Raw genomic sequence first — 20,212 nt, 5'->3', positions numbered from 1 at the left:
CTTCCGCAATCAGGCTATGCGGGCAGGGCAGCTTTTTTCATATTGACAGCGATAAAATGGAATATTATAGTAAATATGCTGATTCAGCATAGCTGTTAGCTTCGCCAGTCCGCTATGAGGGCGGTGAATGTATGCATTGGCCGCAGGACTGATCCCATTTTAAGGAGTGAAGCGTTATTAATAAGACAACCAAGCATACACTGGGGTGGAAAAGCTGGCTAATCCTCTGTCTGGCGCTGTTTATGCTGCCGGCTGGCTCCGCACTGGCTGCGGTCAATAAACCGTTCCCGCAGCATACCGTCTATACAAGCGGCACGATCAAGCCGAACCATGTCACGCAGGCAAGTATGGACAATGCTGTTAAGACAAAGTGGAATGAGTGGAAGGCTGCTTATCTGAAGCCGGCCGGCACAGGTAAATATTATGTGAAATATAATTCGGACGGGGAGACCGTATCCGAGGCACATGGCTACGGGATGCTCTTCACTGTGCTGATGGCGGGATATGATGCCAACGCCCAGACTTATTTCAATGGACTCTATCAATATTACACCGCTCATCCCAGCTCCATTAACCCGTATCTGATGTCCTGGAAGCAGAACAGCAGCTTTCAGAATATTGAGGGGGAGGACTCCGCTACGGATGGCGATATGGATATTGCCTTTGCCCTTCTTCTTGCCGACCGGCAGTGGGGCAGCACTGGCACTGTAAACTATCTGGCGGCTGCCGGCAATATCATTGGAGCCATCATGGACAATGAGATTAATCAGACGCAGTGGACGATCCGTTTGGGCGACTGGGCCAATAGCGGCTCTTATAATACAGCGACTAGACCTTCTGACTTTATGCTGGGTCATCTGAAGGCCTTCAAGACGGCTTCCGGGGACGCACGCTGGGGAAATGTGACCGACAAGACCTATTCCATTATTAATAGCCTGTATACTGGCTACAGTGCTTCTACGGGCCTGCTGCCGGATTTCGTTATTTATTCGGGAGGTGCCTATAAACCGGCTGCAGCCGGGTTCCTGGAGGATACCAATGACGGGAATTACAATTATAATTCCTGCCGGACACCTTGGAGAATTGCGACGGACTATCTGATCACCGGCGATAACCGTGCAATCAGCCAGCTTACCCAGCTTAACAGCTGGATCAAGACAAAGGTAAGCAGCTCGCCTGGAAGCATCAAGGACGGCTATAAGCTGAACGGTACAACATTCGGAAGCTATAACAGCGGAGCTTTTTACGCCCCCTTCGGCGTCAGTGCGATGATTTCTTCTTCTAATCAGAGCTGGCTGAACTCGCTATGGAGCCATACAGCCGGCAGCGCGGCTGAGGATTATTATGAGGACAGCATCAAGCTGTTTTCGATGATCGTAATGTCGGGCAACTGGTGGACGTACTAGAAACGGATAATACTGCAGGCCAGCCCATCTCCGGATGGGCTTTTTGCCTTGTTTTTTACTGCGCGGACATCACTTCAGGCACCTGCGGATTGTAAAAAATTCCTCTGTCAAAAGCTATAAAAATCATTGACGCCCATGTCATTGATATGCATTCTCAATTGAAAAATGTGATGAATTTAACATCTTAATTTTTAATTTTATTGCTAAATTAAGAAGACCCTTGTATCCACGGAGCTTTGAAAAACAGCGGATTACACACAATTTTCACATTCTGCAATTTCTATGGCAGGTTATCTTCTTTCGAGGTAACGCAGTGCTGTCGCATATAAAGAAATCGCTAGAAATCTATAAATTAATGTGATTCCCGAAGCCGTGTAAATGCAAGATTTGTCACATTCGTTACCATCATTATCACGTTACAATTATTGAAAAAGTCAAAAGGAATGTTTTATTTGACACTCGAAAGGGGTTATGTCGGTGGTACAACTACCAAAAGTCAACAGCCTGGGATTCTTTGAAATCCGGCTGGAATCCATCGGAGGGCTAGGGGCGAACCTGGCCGGTAAGATGCTAGCAGAAGCAGGTGTAGTCGGCGCGGGACTGAACGGCGTGAGCTTCTCATCATACGGCTCAGAGAAAAAAGGTTCAGCTGTAAAAGCCCATATCCGGTTCTGCGATCTGAACACGCACATCCGTGATACTTCGCCGGTAGAGCGCCCGCATGTGGTTGGCGTATTCCATGAAGCACTTGCCAAGACCGTCAACGTTACGAGCGGAATCAGTGAGGACAGCACCGTTCTTGTGAACTCGGCCAGGACGCCGGAAGAACTCAGAGAATTGCTGAAGCTGAAGGGCGGAACGATTGCAGTCATCGATGCGACCAGCATTGCGCTGAAAGAGAAGAACCGCGTGAATATGGCGATGCTCGGCGCGCTGTTCCGGCTCTGCCCGTTCCTTGACACCGAAACGATGAAGGGCGTTATTGAGAAATCCCTCGGCAAGAAATATCCGCAGGCTGTACAGTCTGCCATTACAACCTTCGATCGGGGCTTCAATGAAGTGAAGTTTATGCACTTTGAGCTGCCTGAGGGAGAGAGCATGCCTGAATATGTTCGTTCTGATATCTCTCCGCTTGGTTATGAAACCCAGCCGATGGGCGGATCGATTGTCAATCCAGGCAACAGCTTCCTGAAGAATCTCAGTATTTCCCGTTCCGGTATGATTCCGGCTTATGAGAACGAGTCCTGCATCAACTGTGCACAGTGCGATACCGTCTGTCCGGACCAGTGCTTTGTCTGGGAAGAACGGCTTGACCGCAAGGGGCGTTCGCAGATGTTCCTGCTGGGTATCGATTACCAGTACTGCAAAGGCTGCCTGAAATGCGTCGGCGCCTGCCCGACCTCGGCCCTGTCCATCATCCGTGAGCAGGAAGGCTATGCGGACAGCCATACGGTGCATCATACGTTTGATTTGGTCTCGCAATTATAAATTCGGTAAGAAGGGCGGAATGAACAATGGCTATTGATTATGAGAAAGAAATAGGCTCTGCCAAGGTAGAGCAGAAGTTCCTCTATGAATCAGGCAATGAAATGGCAGCTTATGCTGCGCACCAGATCAATTATCATGTTATGGGATACTTCCCGATCTCGCCGTCGACCGAGGTAGCCCAGTTCCTCGATACAATGAAGGCGAGCGGACAGCACGATATTATGCTCGTGCCATCAGACGGTGAACACAGCTCGGCAGGGATCTGTTACGGTGCCTCGACTGCGGGCGGACGCGTATTCAATGCAACTAGCGCACAGGGCTACATGTTCATGCTGGAGCAGCTGCCCGTACAAGCAGGTACGCGTATGCCTATGGTTATGAACCTGGTCTGCCGTTCGATCTCAGGCCCGCTGAATATTCACGGTGATCACTCCGATTTGTATTTTGCACTCAATACCGGCTGGCCGATTCTGATGTGCCGTGACCCGCAATCGGTCTACGACATGAATCTGATGGCACTTAAGCTGGCAGAACATGCGAAGGTCCGTCTTCCGGTAATGGTTGCTTCTGACGGATATTTCACCTCACACCAGAAGCGCCGTGTGCAGGCTTTTGCACACCGTGAGGATGTACACAAATTCGTAGGCGAACAGCCGCCGGCAGGCTTTACAGATACGCTTGACCGCAACAACCCGGTTACCGTCGGTCCTTACATGAATGAGCCGGATTATATTAACAACCGTTACCAGCAGTCTGTAGCGATGTATAATGCCGGTGAGGTGTTTGAAGAGATCGCCCAGGAATTTGCTGAGCTGACCGGCCGCCGTTATGAGATGATCGAGCAGTACCGGATGGATGATGCCGATGTTGCCGTCTTCCTGATGAACTCGGCGTCCGAGATCATCAAGGATGTCGTTGACCAGCTGCGTCTGCAGGGCATTAAGGCCGGAGCGATTTCACCGAATATGATCCGCCCGTTCCCGCAGAAGCAGATTGCCGAAGCATTGAAGAATGTCAAAGCTATTACTGTCGGCGACCGTGCAGACTCCGTCGGCGGACACGGCGGTAACATGGTCAATGAGATCAAGGCAGCCCTGTTCACTCACGGCAATACAACAACCAAGGTCATCAGCCGGATTTACGGCCTGGGCGGTAAAGATTTCTACGCTGAGGACGGCCATCACTTCTTCCAGCTGGCTATGGATGCAGTTGTTGCCGACCGTGTGGAAGTGCCGTTCGATTACTATGGCCACAATCCGGGCGAGCCGGACAAAGCGCCTAAGCGCCTGCTGAAGCCGATGGATTTCGATGCATTGAAATCCGGCCTGATTACGGTTACCAAGAATGAAGAAACCGGCAAGCTGGCCGTTAAGGTTCCGCCAGTACGCAGTCTGATGAAGAAGCCGAGACGTCTGTCACCGGGTCACGGCGCGTGTCCGGGCTGCGGTATTTTCTCCGGTCTTGAACTGTTCTTCAGAGGCATTGAAGGGGATATTGTTGCGCTGTACCATACAGGCTGCGCCATGGTTACAACGACAGGTTATCCGTATTCCTCCCATAAATCGACGTTTATTCACAACCTGTTCCAGAACGGTGCGGCTACACTGTCCGGTGTAGTAGAGATGTTCTGGGAACGCAAACGCCGCGGCGAGCTAGACGGACTGGGTCTGAAAGAGGACTTTACCTTCGTAATGGTTACCGGCGACGGCGGTATGGATATCGGTATGGGGCCTGCAATCGGTGCCGCCCTGCGCGGACACAAAATGATTATCGTCGAGTACGATAACGAAGGCTATATGAACACCGGAGCCCAGCAGTCCTATTCGACTCCGCTAGGTCACCGTACTTCGACTTCGAGCATCGGCAAAACCCAGCAGGGTAAGGTTACACAGCACAAGGATACTGCCCAGATTATGGCGGCTACCAACATTCCTTATGTGTTCACCGGCTGCGAAGCCTATCCGCAGGATCTGCTCAAGAAAGCAGCGAAGGCACAGTGGTATGCACAGAATGAAGGTCTGGTCTACGGCAAGATTCTGATCGCCTGCCCGCTGAACTGGATGAGCGATGACAAGGAAGGGACTAACATTGTATCCCTGGCTGTCGAATCCTGTTTCTTCCCGTTGTATGAGGTGGAGCAGGGTGTTACCAATATCACCTACAATCCTGAAGACAAGAACAAGCGTGTAGAAGTATCCGCCTGGCTGAAAACGATGGGCAAAACCCGCCATCTGCTCAAGCCGGAGAATGAGCCTGCACTGCGCAGCTTCGAGAGCGAGGTCCAGCGCCGCTGGAGCAAGCTCAAGGCCAAGCATGAGCACCCTGATTTGTAAGCTGTAACGCAATCCTTTAGCATAATCATTCACAGCCTGACAGAGCTCTGTCAGGCTGTGTTTTTGCCTGCAGAGAAGTTTTCACTTGTGCAGATGAAGGAAAGCTGCGTTTTCAGCCGAATTTGATAGAGTAGCATTAATAATGGGTACAGTTAAGCTTCAGCATTCATTCAATTAAATCCGGTAAAGGAGCGTGCAGGTAATGAAAAAGGTGGACTGGCAGGCTGGCATCTGGAGTAATGAACCACATTCTGTAGCGGACCAGAACGGTAAGCTGATTGTTCAGGCAGTGGAGGGCAGTGATTACTGGCAGAAAACGATGTACGGATTCCAGCATGATAACGGTCATGCGCTGCTCTCGGCATGGGAAGAAGGGACCGCAGTGGAGGTCAGCTTCGCGGCGGGAAGCCTTACCGAGCTGTACGATCAGGCAGGTATAATGCTGTGGCACAGCCCGCTGCAGTGGATTAAGGCCGGGATCGAAATCAATGACGGCGTGCCGCATATCGGCGCTGTGGTGACAGATCAATATTCAGACTGGTCCCTGTCACCGGTACCGGAATGGGCTGGCCGTACAATCACGATCCGCGCCTCACGCCTGAAGGATGCAGTCATTATCAGAGCCAGAACCGATGAACAGCCCTGGCGGACGATCCGGGTCGCCCGATTCCCTTACACGTCAGGGGTACAAGCCGGACCGATGCTATGTGCCCCGACCAGACCCGGACTCAGAGTCGAGTTTACAGGCTGGGTAATCACGGCTCCGGATACGGACGTCCACGATGAGCCGCCAGGGGAATAAAGCTGCTGCAGGCAGATAACGGTTACTGAAGCAATTGGTTTACGAAGCTGTGCATACTTTTCTAATCTCTCAGCCATCCTTAGAATAACAGGATTTAGGATCAGGTTATTTTAGAGGAGGGAGCTTATGAAAAGCCCTATGGTATTCCTGCTCGTAAGTGCATTAACGGCGGGGATTCTATTTAACATTCATTCTGGGACAGCTAATATAATGCTGAAACCGTCCATCTCAAGCAGCCGCGTTCTTCTGTATACCTCGATGAACAAAGAGAAGGGGAAGTATACCGAAAAGGTTAAAGCACTGCTCAATCAAGTGCTGGACGGTCTGCACGCTTCACATTAGCCATAACAAACAGGCCGGGTACATGCATCGGCAGATGCATGTATCCGGCCTGTTTGGGCTTCATGCTATTCCTTCTTGTAAATCTCCCGCATCACATGGCGCAGCTCCGGGATAATCAGGCGGTTCATAGCCAGCTTGATTGCTCCGGTGGAGCCGGGCATCGAGAAGACCGCTGTACTGCCGATTGTGCCGGCGATGGCCCGGCTTAGAATGGCGGCAGAGCCGATATCCTCCGTGAAGCTGAGCAGCCGGAAAATCTCGCCGAAGCCCGGCAGCGACTTATCGAGCAGCGATGCCACCGCCTCATAGGTGGTATCCCGGGGCGAAATTCCCGTACCGCCGGTCAGCAGCACCGCTTCAATCCCGGAATGGACAGAGCTTTTATAGACCAGCTCGCGGATCTCCTCGTAGTCATCTTTAACAATAGTGCGCCCTATAACCTGATAACCGGCTTCTTCCAGCATAGATGCCAGAAGCTGTCCTCCGGTGTCCGTGTCCATTGTCCGGGTATCGGAGACCGTAATGACATAACAGGCTACAGTCTGCGGGGCTTGCTTGCGGTGTTCATCGACAGATGACATATTATCCACTCCTAAAGTCCAAGGTCAGTTCCTTATTATCTTATTTACCCATAATCTCCAAATTTATATGGGGTGTTTCATTGCATCTTTGTCTAGGGCCTTCTGCACAACCGGCATGAAAAAATTAAGGATAAAGCCGCCCAGGCAAACCGTCAGCAGTGTTCCGATCCCGATAGGCCCGTTAAATATAAAAGCTGCCATCAGAAACACGAAATAAATAAGTGTCCGGGAAAAAAGGATACTGCGCCCCGTCAGCTTTTGTAACAATAACGTTAACCTGTCTAAAGGGGAGGGTGCAAATTTGGCGTGCAGATATACGGCAGTCCCTAACCCTGTAACGATTAAGCCTAACACAAAACAAACCACTCTGCCGCCAAGCGGCTCAGGCTCAATCCGGCCATTCAGCAAATACAGCCACATATCGATCCCCAGGCCGGTTACAAAAGCAGTAGCCAGGCCCAAAACCTCCGGTTTCGTTCTGGACAGGAAGGTGTTGCATATCAGCAGCAGTACGGCAATCAGGATCTCCCAGCTTCCGACGGTCAGCCCTACATTGCCGGAAAGCCCGACCAGGGTTGCATCAAACGGAGATGCGCCAAGGCCGGATTGTATGGTCAGGGAGATTCCCAGCGTTAATATGAACAGTCCGCCGACGAACAAAGAGCCTGCCATTAATCGTAATCTATTCATATCCGTGAAGCAATCAGCTCTTTAGTCATTAAAAAATGCGGAATCCCGTCTTCCATAAATTCGGCCGATGAAGCCTGATAGCCAAGCTTTTCATAGAATCCTTTTGCCTGTGTCTGACCGTGTAATTTAACTTGCAAAAGACCTTTCATGGCAGCGAGTTCCTCCAGGCCGGCGATAATTTGCTTTCCGATCCCGAATGCCCGGTACGGAGGCAGAATACATATACGCTCCAGCTTTCCTTTTCCGTCAGCAGCCCGGATTCTGCCTGTGCCCACCCGCTGCCCTCAAAGACGGCCAAGATATGCACGCACCCGCTGTCCAGCGAATCGAATTCATCAAATTCATCAGCAAGGGGGACTCCCTGCTCCTCAACAAATACCTGCTTTCTTATAGAAAATGCAGCTTCTAGATCTTCTAGCGATGTAATGGCTTGAATATTCATTTCAGTCTCAATCCTTTCTGGGCGTATGAATCATTTACAAAGTATAATCAAAAACAATATTGTTGTAAATGCAATAATATTATTGCTTGAGAGAGAGGCGGCGTTATGTGCCTTGCTTGTGCAGTCAGACTGTAGTACACTCGCTACCATACGGAATTTTTGGGGGAGCGATGAAGCATGGAACAAGAGACCTTACCGGTTTATATATTGTCAGGATTTCTCGGAAGCGGCAAAACAACGCTGCTGCAGCGGCTGCTGGATTACTGGAAGGGACAGGGGCTGCGGCCGGCGGTTATTATGAACGAGCTGGGCGAGGTTAATCTGGACGGTCTGCTGGTGGAGCAGGAGGTGCCGATGGCGGAGCTGCTGGGCGGATGCATCTGCTGCACAAGCCGCGGTGATCTCAGCACAGAGCTGACTACACTTGTCAAAAAGGAAGCACCGGATGTCGTTGTGATTGAAGCTACCGGCGCTGCGAACCCGCTCGAAATCGTCGATGCGGTGACGGAAACCTCACTGTATCAGCAGGTGGAGCTGAGAGGGCTGATTACCGTTGTCGATACAGCACATCTGCTGGAGCTGTACCGCTCACAGCAGGGGCAACCTACCGGCTGATGCAGGAGCAGATCCGCTGCGCCTCCGTGCTGATTCTGAACAAAACAGACCGAGTCAACGCAGAGGAAGCAGAAGAAATCTCCGGCGTGCTGCGTAAATGGAACGCATATGCTGAGATTTTGCCGGCTGTGCGCTGTGCGCTTGATCCGGAGTCCCTGCTTGGCGGTCTGGGCGGCGTACATTTGGATGGTGGAAGTGAGGACCAGGAAACTTCCGGCGATGCTGCGTCTGCCAATGAACCTGCCGTACAACCGGCCAAAGCCCACCGGACCCATGATCACGTTATGGCGTATACCCATTATTTTAAAAATGCTGTGAACAGTGAGGCGTTTGAACGCTTCGTGAAGGAGCTGCCGCGCGATGTATACCGGGCCAAGGGAATCGTAACTTTCAGCGATACGGCCAGCCGGTTTTTATTCCAATATGCCTACAGGGAAGCTGATTTTATGAAAATCACCCCCCAGGGAGAGGTGCCGGACGTCGCTGTCTTTATCGGGGAGCATTTTTCATCCGGTGAGCTGCGTACACAGCTGCTCCAGCTGGAGAATCGTCTTTTAAACCGTCCCTCAGCGGTCAAAAGAAGCCTGTAATACGTTCTTAGATTGGTTCGTTCCTTTTCTTGCAGGTTAATACATAGGCATACCCTATTCGAATTGCAGGAGGTTTAAGGCTATGACCCGAATTCAATATCAGGAATGCATCGACGCATGTATTAAATGTATGAATGCCTGTAACTACAGCTATGTCTCCAGCCTGAAGGAATATGATCTTGCCTCGCTCCGCGAGAGCATCCGGCTTGACCGTGAATGTGCGGATATCTGTTCTTATGCCGTACAAGCGATGACCCGGCAAAGTCCGTTCGTGGTTGAAATCCTGCGTCTGTGCGCGGATATATGTGAACGCTGTGCCGACGAGAGCAGCAGACACAGGCAGACTCATTGCCAGGAATGTATTGATGCCTGCCGCAATGCCGCAATGGCCTGCCGCCTGATCAGCGAAGCTGTAGAAGTATACGCCTAATGACATGAAAACTACATAAAACCGGAACGCTGCGGCTCTGCTGCTGTGTTCCGGTTTTTTTGTGTATATCCGGCTTGCTGCAATTGTTGAAAGCTGACAGGAAGAAGGAAGGAATCCGGCGAATATTGTATAGAAGATAACAGACAGCTCCGCAGGGTGATGCCCTGTTCCCGCGTCTGGGCAGAAGGGAAGATATCAGAATGGCTTCATCCAATACGTTAATCACACTAACCGGTGCCTCCAAAATATACGGACGAAGAGCCGTCCTGAATGAAGTCTCCCTCAGCATTGAGGCAGGTACAGCCACCGCTCTGATCGGCCGTAACGGTTCCGGTAAGAGCACACTGCTGGCAGTTATGGCCGGTCTGCTAAAGCTTTCCTCAGGGGTTCTGCAGCAGTCAAAGCCTAAGCTTAGAATCGGTTATGCGCCGGAAGCCTTTACAGGAACGAAGCTGCCGGCTGAGCAATACTTACGCTATATGGGACAGATCAGCGGCATCCCGGATGCTCAGCTGGAACGCCAGATTACTGGATTGCTTGAAGCCTTTCAGCTGCAGCCGTTCCGGAAAGAGCCAGTAATCAGCTTCTCCAAGGGAATGCTGCAAAAGGTGAATCTGATTCAGAGCCTCCTGGGTGAACCGCAGCTGCTGCTGCTGGACGAGCCGTTGTCCGGTCTCGATCTACCAGCGCAGCATACCCTGATTGACTGCCTGCAGGAGCTGAAGCGGAAAGGGACAGCACTGGTCTTATCCGTTCATGAGCCCTTATGTGTGGAAGCGCTGGAAGCCGGAGTGCATGTGCTTCAGGCCGGCCGGACGTTAATGGTTACAAGTGCAGACAAGCTGCGGGGAACGCTCACTTCTTGTCTGCTCTGCACCGAACTGGCACAACATGAGCAGCAGCTCATCACAGGTATGCCCGGTTATATTGCTGTCCGTTCTGTTCAGACGGCTATGATCGGGCGATGCACAGAATGGACTGTTGAAACAGCCTTCGCAGATACGTTTCTCCTGCATATCCTCCAGCGCGGAGGCTCAGTCATTTCGGTGGAGCACGGGAGAAGCCGCAACCTGCTTGAAGAGTGGATGGATCCCAAACAGAGTGTGGAGGAGAATGCCGGATGAGGCCGCTGACTGCCTATATGCTGAAAAGCTATTCAACCTCGCAGCGCTATTTTGCACCTGTAGCTGCGATAATTATATTCGTATTACTTCTATATACATATAAGCCGAACCCGGTTATGAGCAGTTATGCTGCTACCGGCATTCTATTATTCATCGGCTGCGCCTGGATGGGGATAAGCTTCCTTAATCATGAACAGGCGGTGCAGCGGCAGATTACAATCGTCCATTTGCGCAGCAGTGTAAAATACAATCTGGGCGGCATACTGACGCTGGCTGTTCTAACGTCGGTACTGTCTATGCTTGTAGTGTTGTATCCCGTTCTGACAGGGAACTTTGCCGAGCCGGCGGGGCTCTACCGGTTGACGCTGGCTTTTGCCGGACATCTGCTGCTGGGCATGCTTGGAGTGTCTATTTCACTCTACCTGCAGGCTGCCTGGGTACCCAAAGCCAGCTATGCCACAGGCTTGCTGCTGATTATCCTAATTGTATCCATTAGCGGCTTTAAGCTGGCTGAGCTAATCCCCGGCCCTTTTGTGCCGGTGCTGCTGCCTCCGGCTGCATTGCTGATGGATGTGCTTACTCATGCGGATGAACTGCCCCCGGCTGCGGTGCTAGGGACATTTGCCCATGCACTAATCTACATATTGCTGCTCAGCGCATTCTATCTGTACCGCTCCGGACGCATGGATTATGGCAGGCATTTATGAGACAATAGATCAATAAAGAGTGAACAGGCGGGAGGAAAGATGAAGGATACAAAAGTACCGGAGAGTGAACAATCCAAGGAGCTATTTGCTTATTTCGGACTGGCAGTCTATTATTGTCAAGCTTTGGAGCAGCAGCTTACCAATCTGCTGCTGCTCACGAAGCTGTCTCAGGGAAAAACACCCACAGAAGCAGATCTCACTGAATTGTATCAGCGTAAGCTCAGTAATTCACTCGGCCAGCTCATCAAAGAAATCCAGCATCATTTTCCATTCTCGGAAGAAGAGACTAATCAGCTGCAGGATGTATGGAAGCAGCGTAATCATATCGTGCATGATTATTTCAAGGAACGCATTCAGCAGACCTTTACTCCGGCAGGCAGGGCGCACATGATCCGTGAGCTGAAACGGTTCAAGAACAAGGCCAGCAGACTGGAAATCAAGCTGCAGGGCTACTGCACGGAAATGTACGCCAAGCTGGGGCTGGAAGAGGAACGGTTCATTGAATAGAGCTGTATCTTAGTTGAACAGCCTCCTCCAGACCGGATAACTCGCAGCTCTGGACAGCCTCCGGAGCAAAGGTGACGCTGACCGCTCTGTTACAGCGTGCCAGTGCTGCGATGGCTGCAGCGGCTGCCGGGATTAGCTCGGCAGTTAAGGATTCTCCCGGCTCCCACCACCAGCGGACGATGCTCAGGACTCCGCTTTTCTTGTTCATAACCGGTTCTAACCGGGCAATAAACCGGTCGCCGTACAGAAGAGGGAGCACATAGTAGCCGTATTCCCGCTCTGCCGCCGGCTTGTATACCTCCCAGCGGTACTGGAAGCCGAACAGCTGGCGAATCAGCTCTCTGTCCCACAGCAGATTATCAAGCGGAGCCAGCACGGCGGCGAATCCGTCTTCCTCAACAGCATTTGCAGAATTACCCCCGGCATCAGCGCTCCCGTTCAGGATGGTCTCAAGCACGGGAACATCCGCAGTCCGCATATACAGCGGCAGCTTCACATCCTCCACACGCACCTCACGTATGCTGTCGGCCAGCAGCAGACGTTCCACAGCAGCAGTTCTTTCCTTACTCTTTAACCCGGAAATGCCCAGCCAGCCGTCGCCGGACCTGTTCCACTGGAGGCCGATACTGCCGATCCGGCGCAGCACGTACCAGTCGTGATGCTGTTCAGGCAGCGGATTCGGCTCCTCTGCATTTAGCAGATATTCCGGCAGCAGCCTGGAAGTGAAATCGTAATAGCGGCGAGTATGCACCCGGTGATGCACGCATATCTCTCCCCGGAAATACAGAGTCTCCAGCGCGGCGCGGGTGACTCTGGCCGGAGCCCAGGCCCAGTCCATCTTCTCTTTGCCTTCCAGATCAAGTGAGGAGAGGGGACCGCGGGCATCCAGCGCTTCCCGTACCTGCTCTATCGTCCTGAGCAGAAGCTCATCCCCCTGATGCCTGGCTGCTGCCGCCTCCCGCCGGCGGCTGAAATAGGGCCAGTCCTCCGTGCAGTAAATGGACATGTTCTTGTCCCAGCCGTCAATCAGCAGCCGGTCTCTGTACAGCAGCTCATTCGCCATGGAAGGAACAAAATCCGGAACCCGTGCCTGCAGCACAAGCTCATGATTGTGCCCCGCAATGCTGAGCGGATCATACTGGATGCAGCCCACATGGCGGACATAATCATAGATGCTCTGCTTGCCGCCCGGCAGCATGCCGGGAACCAGCCGCTGGTGCAGCAGCAGGAACTGTCTGGCCTGCCGCTTGCTGAGTGAATAGGTAATCATCTTCTTGCCACCCCGCATATTATGTATTATTTCCCATTATATCCGAACGGATGTTCCGTATTCAAGTGCAAAAAAACCTGGCAGCCGTTTAGGCTCCCAGGGGTCATAACCAATATGTTAGCTGTGCTTCAGCGACGGCTGCAGAACAGCTGCCGGCTTACCCGGTGCCGCAGTATCAGCGGTCTGTGCCGTACCAGCACCGGCTCCAAGCTGCAGCTGGTACATCCGGTAGTAGCGGCCTTCCAGCGCCATCAGCTCCTCATGGCTGCCACGCTCGACAATCTCGCCGTGGTGCAGCACCAGAATCTGGTCCGCACTGCGGATGGTCGACAGGCGGTGCGCGATGATGAAGGTGGTCCGGCCTTTCTTCAGCACCTCCAGCGCTTCCTGAATGAGGCTCTCCGTCTCCGTATCAATATTGGAGGTTGCTTCATCCAGAATGAGAATCGCCGGATCGAATGAGAGCGCGCGGGCGAAGGAGATCAGCTGGCGCTGTCCGGCAGACAGCGTGCTGCCTTTTTCCACTACCGGCTCATCAAAGCCCTTCGGCAGGTGGGCCAGCAGCTTATCCGCCCCGACCTCACGCAGCGCGCGTTCCACCCGTTCACGGCTGATACGTTCATCGCCAAGGCTGACATTGGACGCGATGGTGCCGGTGAAGAGGTAAGGGTCCTGCAGCACGATCCCCATATGGCTGCGCAGCCACTGCTTGGGAATGGAAGTAACCTCTTGTCCGTCAATCGTAATGCTTCCGCGCTGCGGATCATAGAAGCGGAACAGCAGATTGATGATCGAGCTTTTACCGGAGCCGGTGTGTCCGACCAGAGCTACTGTTTCGCCGGGATGTGCCTCGAAGGAGATGTCCTTCAGCACGAAATCTTTTTTATAGGCAAAGGATACGTTATTGAATTCGACCTTCCCTTTGTATCTCGGCATCGAGCCGTCGGTGACCGGTTCTCCCGGTTCATCCATCAGGGTGAAGACGCGGCCTGCAGAGACCATTGAGCTATCCAGGTTCGCAAGCTGGTTCACCATTCCGGTAATCGGCTGGAACATCCGTCCAAGCACATCGACAAAGGCATACAGCACGCCCAGTGACACAAAGGTTGAGCCGCCTAAGCTGCCAAAGCCGAAGTACCACAGGACCAGTACAAAAGAAAGATTACGCAGCGTGTTCACCAGATTGTGTGAAGTGAAGGCATTCAGGTTAAGCATTTTGTTCTGATACTTCATATAATCATCGTTCAGGTGCTCGAATTCTGCGCGGCTCTGCTTCTGGCGGCGGAAAATCCGGATAATCGACATGCCCTGGATTGATTCGTTGATAATGGCATTGATCTCACTCAGCCGCGAGCGGATGATCGTATTGTATTTGGTCGCCACTTTGCGGTAGAGCACGATCCAGAGCACGATAATCGGCACGATGAACAAGCTGATCAGGCCAAGCTTCACATCGAGCAGGAAGAGCGCGATATATACACCGGTGATATTGATAATTCCTGTAAAAAAGTTGGACAGCACGGCAATGAACAGATCCTTGACGGCCTCTGTATCATTGGTGACCCGGGAGACGACCTTGCCCGCAGGCAGATTGTCAAAAAAGTGCACCGGCAGCCGCTGGATATGCGCATACACATCGGTACGCAGCTTGCGGATGACCTGATTGGCCGAAGACTGCAGCCAGTAGGTTTTGCCGAACTCAGCCAGAATGGAGATGACCAGGAAGATGGCATATAGCCCTACCAGCTCATAAATCCCCGGAAATTCCGGCTTGTAAAAAGCAAACACTTCATCCGCAGACAGCTTCACTGCAGGGTAGACGGTAATCTGATCTCCGTATTTGACCTCCAGCACCCCGTCCTTAAATGTCCGTTCGCCTTCAGGCTGGGCAACTGCTTCATTGATGAAATAGAAGCTTCTGCCTGACTGCAGCAGCCGGACCTCCTGGCCCTTGGCTTCACCCTCGGCAAAGCGGTCGCCGCGCTTGTAATAGTTATTGTTATATACTGCGGCCTCTTCAGGGGAGGCAGTCTGGAAGTAAGGCTGCTCAATGGCAAGCAGATGGTTGTCGATCATATTTTTGGCGATAAAAGGGCCCGCCAGCTCGGCGGCCACGCCGATGGTAAGCAGCAGAAGGGCTGCGATAAAGGTTTTTTTGGCAGTCAGTGCATACTGCAGCAGGCGTTTGCCTGTACTCTGTGTCAACGGTGACACCTCCTAAAGGGTTGTAAGTCCCAAGTTCTAATTCTGGTTATAAAATATCGGGCAAGACATCCGGCTCCCGTCCTTATTCACCGGTCAGGTTATTCTCCACCTGCTGGCGGTCGAACTGCTCACGGTACCAGCCGTTTCTGTCCAGCAATTCCTGATGAGTGCCGCGCTCAATAATATGCCCGTTATCCAGCACAAGAATCAAATCGGCATGCTCAACGGCAGAAAGGCGGTGGGTGGAGATCAGCGTCGTTTTGCCGGCGCGTTCCTCACGGATGTTCTCAATAATCCGGGCTTCGGTCCGCGCGTCAACAGCGGAGAGGGCATCGTCGAGAATCAGAATGTCAGGGTTCGCGATAAAAGCCCTGGAGATCGAGACGCGCTGCTTCTGGCCCCCGGAGAGGGAGACGCCGCGTTCGCCGACCATCGTATCGAGGCCGTCGGATAAGGTGCCCAGGTCGTTCTGGAAGGCTGCAGCCGTAATGGCCTGCATGATCCGCTCGTCACTGGCCTGGTCATAGCCGAACTGGATATTCTCACGGACGGATTTGGAGAACAGAATCTGCTCCTGCGGAACATAGCCCATCCAGCCGTGCAGCTGGTCGAGCGCTATCTTTTCAATGGGAACATTAGCAATCTTAATATCGCCCTTGCCGGCCGGATATTCATGGAGCAGCTGCTTCAGCAGGGTGGATTTCCCGCTGCCTGTGCGTCCGACCACACCAAGCGTCTGGCCCTGGGACAGGGTGAAGCTGACTCCGCTCAAATTATCGACAGTGGAGGTAGGATAACGGAAGGTTACATCCTCGAAATCGATCCGGGTCGGCTGAGCAACCGCTACCGGACTTGCCACATCTGCCACATCCGGGCGAGTATTAGTCGTTTCGTCGATCCGCTCAAGCGAAGCGCCGCCGCGCTGCATGATGTTGATCAGCTCGCCGATCGCGAACATTGGCCAGACAATCATCCCCAGATACATATTGAACGAGACTAGGTCGCCCAGTGTGATCTGATTGCGGAATACGAGATAGATGCCATATGTAAGAGCGATGATATAGCTCAGACCCACACAGAAGCGGATCGTCGGCTCAAAAAAGGCATCTACACGTGCAACCGCCATATTTTTACGGTACACATCTTCAGTAATATCTGCAAAACGCTTCTCATCCAGCCGCTCCTGCACATAAGCGCGGATAACGCGCACACCGGATACCGACTCCAGCACCTGGTCATTCATATCCCCGAAGGCATCCTGGGCCAGGCTGTAACGGTCGTGGATTGCTTTGCCGTAGAATATCATTGCGATCGCAATCAGCGGCAGCGGCAGCACGGCGGCAAGTGTCAGCTTCCAGCTGACCAGAAAGCCCATCGCCAGCAGGACCACACTCAGATAGATAGTGGAGTCAACAAGCGTCAGCATCCCGAAGCCGACGGTGGTCGCCACGGCGCGGATGTCATTGGTGGCGCGGGCCATCAGGTCGCCGGTACGGTTTTTTTCAAAGAAAGAGGGGGTCATCGTCATCAGGTGGTTCATGAACCGGGAACGCAGCAGGCGCTCGACCAGGTTGGAGCCGCCGAACAGCTTGTGCATCCAGACATAGGTGATCCAGTAAATAATGAGCATCATCCCGGTGATACCGCCGATGTACTTCAGCAGTGACCCGGTGGTGATGGAGCCGCGGACAATTTCGTCGATGGCATTGCCAAGCAGACGCGGAGGCAGCAGCTCCATTACACCAACTACAATTAGCAAAATCAGGCCGATGGAATAGCGCCTTTTCTCCCGGCGGAAAAACCAGCCGAGATCGCGGAGTACGGAGAACAAGGGAAATCCCTTCCTTTCGTGTTTGGAATGTAATGTCATTGTCGGTTTATTGGTGAATGTCTCTCTGCATGTTCGAAATAGCGGAAGCTCATTAACGGCATACAAAAAGGCATACCCTCCGTTAACCGGATGATATGCCTGTAAGATACAGTGATAATCATGTCCACGGTGCTTTAGTGCAGCACAGAAGACATGGAAGAGACTTGCCTGGTGAACTCAAGTACGGTGGATGTACTTGCTTCAGAAGGTTTCCACTATTCGGGCTGCTTCGGTATGAGGTTGTGTATAGCCGCCGACAAACAAATAAAAATCAACTGGTACAATAGTCAACACCGAGATCACCCTTTCGTTCATTTTTTGGTAATTACTTCAAGACGCTTCGTATGTTCAGAGTTTATCATCAGTATCTGAGCCATGTCAAATAGAATTTTGAACAAATTGCGAAGAGGGAGTATCATAGAGAAGGAACGGCTGATTTGGAATATCGCCGGCTTTTAGTATGATAAAAGAAAACGGAGGTGCAAACAGAAATGGATATGACCATTAGCCCGGAGGCTGCCGGCTGGTTCAAGAAGGAGCTTAATCTTCAGGCCGGGGATTACATTCGTTTATTTCCGCGGTACAGCTCAGGCGGAGGGCTGCATCCCGGTTTTTCGCTGGGAATTGCTACGGAGCCGCCCGCACGTCCTGCTGTTGAGACGGTGCAGGGAGGACTTGTATTTTATATGGAGGAGCAGGATCTCTGGTATATGGAGGGCTACAGCCTGTCTATTGTTTATATAGCAGGGGAAGATGATATCGAGTATGTGTACCAGCCGCTCAGCGTGGCCGGCCAGGCTGAATAGACAGAGCCGGATCACTGCCGGAATAAGATGGCGCCCATTCAAGGTTAACAGAATGGACGCCATTTTTTTGCTGTGAGCAGCTGTTAACCGGGTATTTGTTATGAAGGTGGCTGTATGCTAAGGTGTCATTAGCTGAAGCCCTTATATTAATTCTTAGGAGGCCGTGAAATGGATTACTCCAAATCGAAAGCTGCTATTGCAGAGCAAGCTGACTTATACACCCAGAAATATAAAAAGTACGCCTGGTTTCATGAACCTGCTTCCCTTTATGAGCTGGATACCCTGAAGCTTCTCCAAGTCAAAAAGATCACAACCTTTGAGCCGTTAAAAGAATTTACCAGCCTCAAGAAGCTGGAATTCGGTACCACTGACTCCAGCATGACGATCCCCGATCTTGCCGGACTTGAGGCCGCTGAAAGTCTGGAGCACCTGAGCTTCATAAGCAAATCGACGATTAAGAAGAATATCGAAGCCTTGTCAAAGCTTAAGAATCTGCAATCGCTCCAGCTCTTTTATGTCCGGCATACACTGCCTGATCAGCTGCTGGCTCCGCTCAAATCATTAAAGTCGGTCAGCTTTTCGAAGTATAACTATGACAGCCAGACGGTTCTGCCGGACAGCCTGGAGACAGTCAGCATGAGCTTTGATGAAATTGTGAATCTGCCGGCCTTTGCGCCCCATAAGGGAGTGAAGCAGGTGTCTCTGGGCGGACAAACCTGCCAGTTGGAGAATCTGGATTCCTTCCGTGTTTTCCCCGAGGTAGAGGAGATCAGGCTGATCGCCCCCAAAAAGCTGGCGGATCTTTCCTATGCCGCCGAGCTCCGGAAGCTGAGGGTCCTGGACGCCAATTTTGCGGCCGCGGCGGATTTAAGCCCTTTTTTTCAGCATGACCGCATTGAGGAAATACGGCTTAGGGGCTCATCTGTGGAACAGGTTCATGATATGGGGTTATGTCCTAATCTTAAGACACTGTATCTGGAAAAAAGCAAACTGAAATCAATCGATGGCATCCGGGAGCAGTTTCCGCAGCTGGAGTTACTCTGGATATGGGAAACCCCAATGAAGGATCTGGAACCATTGACCGGAATGCACAGCTTAAAGAACCTCGATCTGACGAAGCTTAAGCCGGAATCCTGGGATTTCATCTCTACACTTACGGGGCTGGAGGTCCTGGATTTATGTAAAACCTCCTTTTCCGATCCGGGCCTGCTCCTTAAGCTTCCCCGGTTGAAGAAGCTGAGGCTGTCAGGCAGCAATGCTGACCCCCAGTCCGGTGCATACAAAGAACTGGAAGACGCTATCCTTAACCGTAACGGCAAGCTGATTCATTAGGCATATAAACGGATATAAAAAAAGGGCGTCCATTCTTAAGAATGGACGCCGGCTGTGCGGGCAGCGGGGCATACAACATTGAAGCATCACTGCGAGCTGCGGAAGCTTTCTTCCTCCATCGCAAAGTCAAAATCGTCAATATCATACACCTGGACGGGAATACCGCCCTCAATAATGCGCTGAATCAGCTCGAACTGGTCGGTTAACACGGGTAATTTCTCGCGCACGGAAGTCAGCAGCAGCTCGGTCTCGATCGGGTCGAAGGCCTCACCATAGGCTGCGTTATCCACGCTGTTGATGATCGTAATCTGTGCATGCTCACCCAGCAGGATACCGGAGCTCTTCTGCCAGGGAACAGCCAGGCAGCGGTTGATTTTCTTGGAATTAAGCGGCTCCTCGAAATAGGCGATCAGCTCACGGATTTTGCTTTTGACATGCAGATCATCGTCGGCCCGGTTCATCAGCGGCTCATCGCTGTCCCGCAGCTCATACAGCTCCATAACCGTTGTGTAGGGCACAATATATTCCACAGGGCTTTGCGGCACGAGAAGCTGGCCGTATATGGCGATCATGACTGCTTCCGTCACAAATTGTCTAGACATCTTTATCCTCCTGAAGATCGGTACTGCAATCGTACTTATAGACCTAAAAATATAAAAACACTGTAGGCCG

Annotated in this window: 17 protein-coding genes and 2 pseudogenes; 12 read left to right on the top strand and 7 right to left on the bottom strand. The window is 52.0% G+C overall.

All coding sequences use genetic code 11. From position 1 onward, the window contains the following. Positions 1-242 precede the first annotated feature (242 nt). From R70331_RS16930 to R70331_RS16910, 5 genes are all read left to right on the top strand, one after another. Positions 243-1,406, top strand: a complete 1,164-nt coding sequence (locus R70331_RS16930; RefSeq protein ID WP_081947642.1) for a family 8 glycosyl hydrolase — start codon at positions 243-245, stop codon at positions 1,404-1,406. A gap of 477 nt (positions 1,407-1,883) precedes the next feature. Then, positions 1,884-2,894, top strand: coding sequence for a 2-oxoacid:acceptor oxidoreductase family protein (locus R70331_RS16925; protein WP_042177368.1), 1,011 nt, complete (start codon positions 1,884-1,886; stop codon positions 2,892-2,894). Between the two features lie 26 nt (positions 2,895-2,920). After that, positions 2,921-5,227 (top strand): thiamine pyrophosphate-dependent enzyme, encoded by a 2,307-nt coding sequence (locus R70331_RS16920; protein WP_042177367.1) that lies wholly within the window; start codon positions 2,921-2,923, stop codon positions 5,225-5,227. A gap of 202 nt (positions 5,228-5,429) precedes the next feature. Then, entirely contained in the window at positions 5,430-6,029 is a 600-nt protein-coding gene (locus R70331_RS16915) for a DUF1349 domain-containing protein (protein WP_042177366.1), read from the top strand. A 126-nt stretch (positions 6,030-6,155) separates the two neighbouring features. Then, positions 6,156-6,371 carry a hypothetical protein gene (locus R70331_RS16910; RefSeq protein ID WP_042177365.1) on the top strand — a complete coding sequence of 72 codons (216 nt, stop codon included), beginning with the start codon at positions 6,156-6,158 and terminating at the stop codon, positions 6,369-6,371. Positions 6,372-6,436: 65 nt separating this feature from the next. On the opposite strand, the gene R70331_RS16905 is transcribed toward R70331_RS16910, so the two are convergent. From R70331_RS16905 to R70331_RS16895, 3 genes and pseudogenes are all read right to left on the bottom strand, one after another. Then, positions 6,437-6,952 (bottom strand): MogA/MoaB family molybdenum cofactor biosynthesis protein, encoded by a 516-nt coding sequence (locus tag R70331_RS16905; protein WP_042177364.1) that lies wholly within the window; start codon positions 6,950-6,952, stop codon positions 6,437-6,439. Positions 6,953-7,015: 63 nt separating this feature from the next. Next, entirely contained in the window at positions 7,016-7,642 is a 627-nt protein-coding gene (locus R70331_RS16900; RefSeq protein WP_231576305.1) for a YczE/YyaS/YitT family protein, read from the bottom strand. After that, a pseudogene (locus R70331_RS16895) lies at positions 7,639-8,084 on the bottom strand (GNAT family N-acetyltransferase). The gene R70331_RS16900 and the pseudogene R70331_RS16895 overlap by 4 nt, the downstream one beginning before the upstream one ends. A 177-nt stretch (positions 8,085-8,261) precedes the next feature. Here R70331_RS16895 and R70331_RS32510 point away from each other — a divergent pair. The 5 genes and pseudogenes from R70331_RS32510 (at position 8,262) to R70331_RS16870 (ending at position 12,057) form a co-directional block, all read left to right on the top strand. Next, positions 8,262-9,289: pseudogene (locus R70331_RS32510) on the top strand (CobW family GTP-binding protein). An 82-nt stretch (positions 9,290-9,371) separates the two neighbouring features. Beyond that, on the top strand, positions 9,372-9,719 hold the full coding sequence (locus tag R70331_RS16885; protein ID WP_042177362.1) for a four-helix bundle copper-binding protein: 348 nt from the start codon (positions 9,372-9,374) through the stop codon (positions 9,717-9,719). Positions 9,720-9,919: 200 nt separating this feature from the next. Then, positions 9,920-10,843: an ATP-binding cassette domain-containing protein gene (locus R70331_RS30545; protein WP_052419092.1), complete on the top strand. Its 924-nt coding sequence runs from the start codon at positions 9,920-9,922 to the stop codon at positions 10,841-10,843. Continuing rightward, positions 10,840-11,550 carry a hypothetical protein gene (locus R70331_RS16875; protein WP_042177361.1) on the top strand — a complete coding sequence of 237 codons (711 nt, stop codon included), beginning with the start codon at positions 10,840-10,842 and terminating at the stop codon, positions 11,548-11,550. The genes R70331_RS30545 and R70331_RS16875 overlap by 4 nt, the downstream gene beginning before the upstream one ends. Positions 11,551-11,589: 39 nt before the next feature. Next, positions 11,590-12,057, top strand: a complete 468-nt coding sequence (locus R70331_RS16870) for a hypothetical protein (protein WP_042177360.1) — start codon at positions 11,590-11,592, stop codon at positions 12,055-12,057. Here the strand turns inward: R70331_RS16870 and R70331_RS16865 are convergent. The 3 genes from R70331_RS16865 to R70331_RS16855 form a co-directional block, all read right to left on the bottom strand. Then, positions 12,047-13,327 (bottom strand): DNA glycosylase AlkZ-like family protein, encoded by a 1,281-nt coding sequence (locus tag R70331_RS16865; RefSeq protein WP_042177359.1) that lies wholly within the window; start codon positions 13,325-13,327, stop codon positions 12,047-12,049. The genes R70331_RS16870 and R70331_RS16865 overlap by 11 nt on opposite strands. A gap of 117 nt (positions 13,328-13,444) precedes the next feature. Next, entirely contained in the window at positions 13,445-15,532 is a 2,088-nt protein-coding gene (locus R70331_RS16860) for an ABC transporter ATP-binding protein (protein ID WP_156131147.1), read from the bottom strand. Between the two features lie 82 nt (positions 15,533-15,614). After that, the gene (locus R70331_RS16855; RefSeq protein WP_042177357.1) at positions 15,615-17,363 is read right to left on the bottom strand and encodes an ABC transporter ATP-binding protein; all 1,749 of its coding nucleotides are present in this window, start codon (positions 17,361-17,363) and stop codon (positions 15,615-15,617) included. A 530-nt stretch (positions 17,364-17,893) separates the two neighbouring features. On the opposite strand from R70331_RS16855, the gene R70331_RS16850 reads away from it, so the two are divergent. Continuing rightward, a complete protein-coding gene (locus tag R70331_RS16850) occupies positions 17,894-18,208 on the top strand; it encodes a HesB/YadR/YfhF family protein (RefSeq protein WP_042177356.1) in 315 nt (104 codons plus the stop codon). Between the two features lie 168 nt (positions 18,209-18,376). Continuing rightward, positions 18,377-19,540 carry a leucine-rich repeat domain-containing protein gene (locus tag R70331_RS16845; protein WP_042177355.1) on the top strand — a complete coding sequence of 388 codons (1,164 nt, stop codon included), beginning with the start codon at positions 18,377-18,379 and terminating at the stop codon, positions 19,538-19,540. A gap of 86 nt (positions 19,541-19,626) precedes the next feature. Here R70331_RS16845 and R70331_RS16840 read toward each other — a convergent pair whose 3' ends face one another. Continuing rightward, positions 19,627-20,142: a hypothetical protein gene (locus R70331_RS16840; protein WP_042177354.1), complete on the bottom strand. Its 516-nt coding sequence runs from the start codon at positions 20,140-20,142 to the stop codon at positions 19,627-19,629. Positions 20,143-20,212 lie beyond the last annotated feature (70 nt).

It is taken from the genome of Paenibacillus sp. FSL R7-0331 (assembly GCF_000758645.1).
Classification (GTDB): Bacteria; Bacillota; Bacilli; order Paenibacillales; family Paenibacillaceae; genus Paenibacillus_AQ; species Paenibacillus_AQ camerounensis.
Note: the sequence above shows the minus strand (reverse complement) of the source record. Positions and strands in the feature narration are given on the sequence as shown.

Coding starts and splice junctions, on each gene's coding strand:
- R70331_RS16930 (WP_081947642.1), top strand. CDS start 243: ATGCTGCCGGCTGGCTCCGCACTGGCTGCGGTCAATAAACCGTTCCCG.
- R70331_RS16920 (WP_042177367.1), top strand. CDS start 2,921: ATGGCTATTGATTATGAGAAAGAAATAGGCTCTGCCAAGGTAGAGCAG.
- R70331_RS16915 (WP_042177366.1), top strand. CDS start 5,430: ATGAAAAAGGTGGACTGGCAGGCTGGCATCTGGAGTAATGAACCACAT.
- R70331_RS16910 (WP_042177365.1), top strand. CDS start 6,156: ATGAAAAGCCCTATGGTATTCCTGCTCGTAAGTGCATTAACGGCGGGG.
- R70331_RS16905 (WP_042177364.1), bottom strand. CDS start 6,952: ATGTCATCTGTCGATGAACACCGCAAGCAAGCCCCGCAGACTGTAGCC.
- R70331_RS16900 (WP_231576305.1), bottom strand. CDS start 7,642: ATGAATAGATTACGATTAATGGCAGGCTCTTTGTTCGTCGGCGGACTG.
- R70331_RS16885 (WP_042177362.1), top strand. CDS start 9,372: ATGACCCGAATTCAATATCAGGAATGCATCGACGCATGTATTAAATGT.
- R70331_RS30545 (WP_052419092.1), top strand. CDS start 9,920: ATGGCTTCATCCAATACGTTAATCACACTAACCGGTGCCTCCAAAATA.
- R70331_RS16875 (WP_042177361.1), top strand. CDS start 10,840: ATGAGGCCGCTGACTGCCTATATGCTGAAAAGCTATTCAACCTCGCAG.
- R70331_RS16870 (WP_042177360.1), top strand. CDS start 11,590: ATGAAGGATACAAAAGTACCGGAGAGTGAACAATCCAAGGAGCTATTT.
- R70331_RS16865 (WP_042177359.1), bottom strand. CDS start 13,327: ATGATTACCTATTCACTCAGCAAGCGGCAGGCCAGACAGTTCCTGCTG.
- R70331_RS16850 (WP_042177356.1), top strand. CDS start 17,894: ATGGATATGACCATTAGCCCGGAGGCTGCCGGCTGGTTCAAGAAGGAG.
- R70331_RS16845 (WP_042177355.1), top strand. CDS start 18,377: ATGGATTACTCCAAATCGAAAGCTGCTATTGCAGAGCAAGCTGACTTA.
- R70331_RS16840 (WP_042177354.1), bottom strand. CDS start 20,142: ATGTCTAGACAATTTGTGACGGAAGCAGTCATGATCGCCATATACGGC.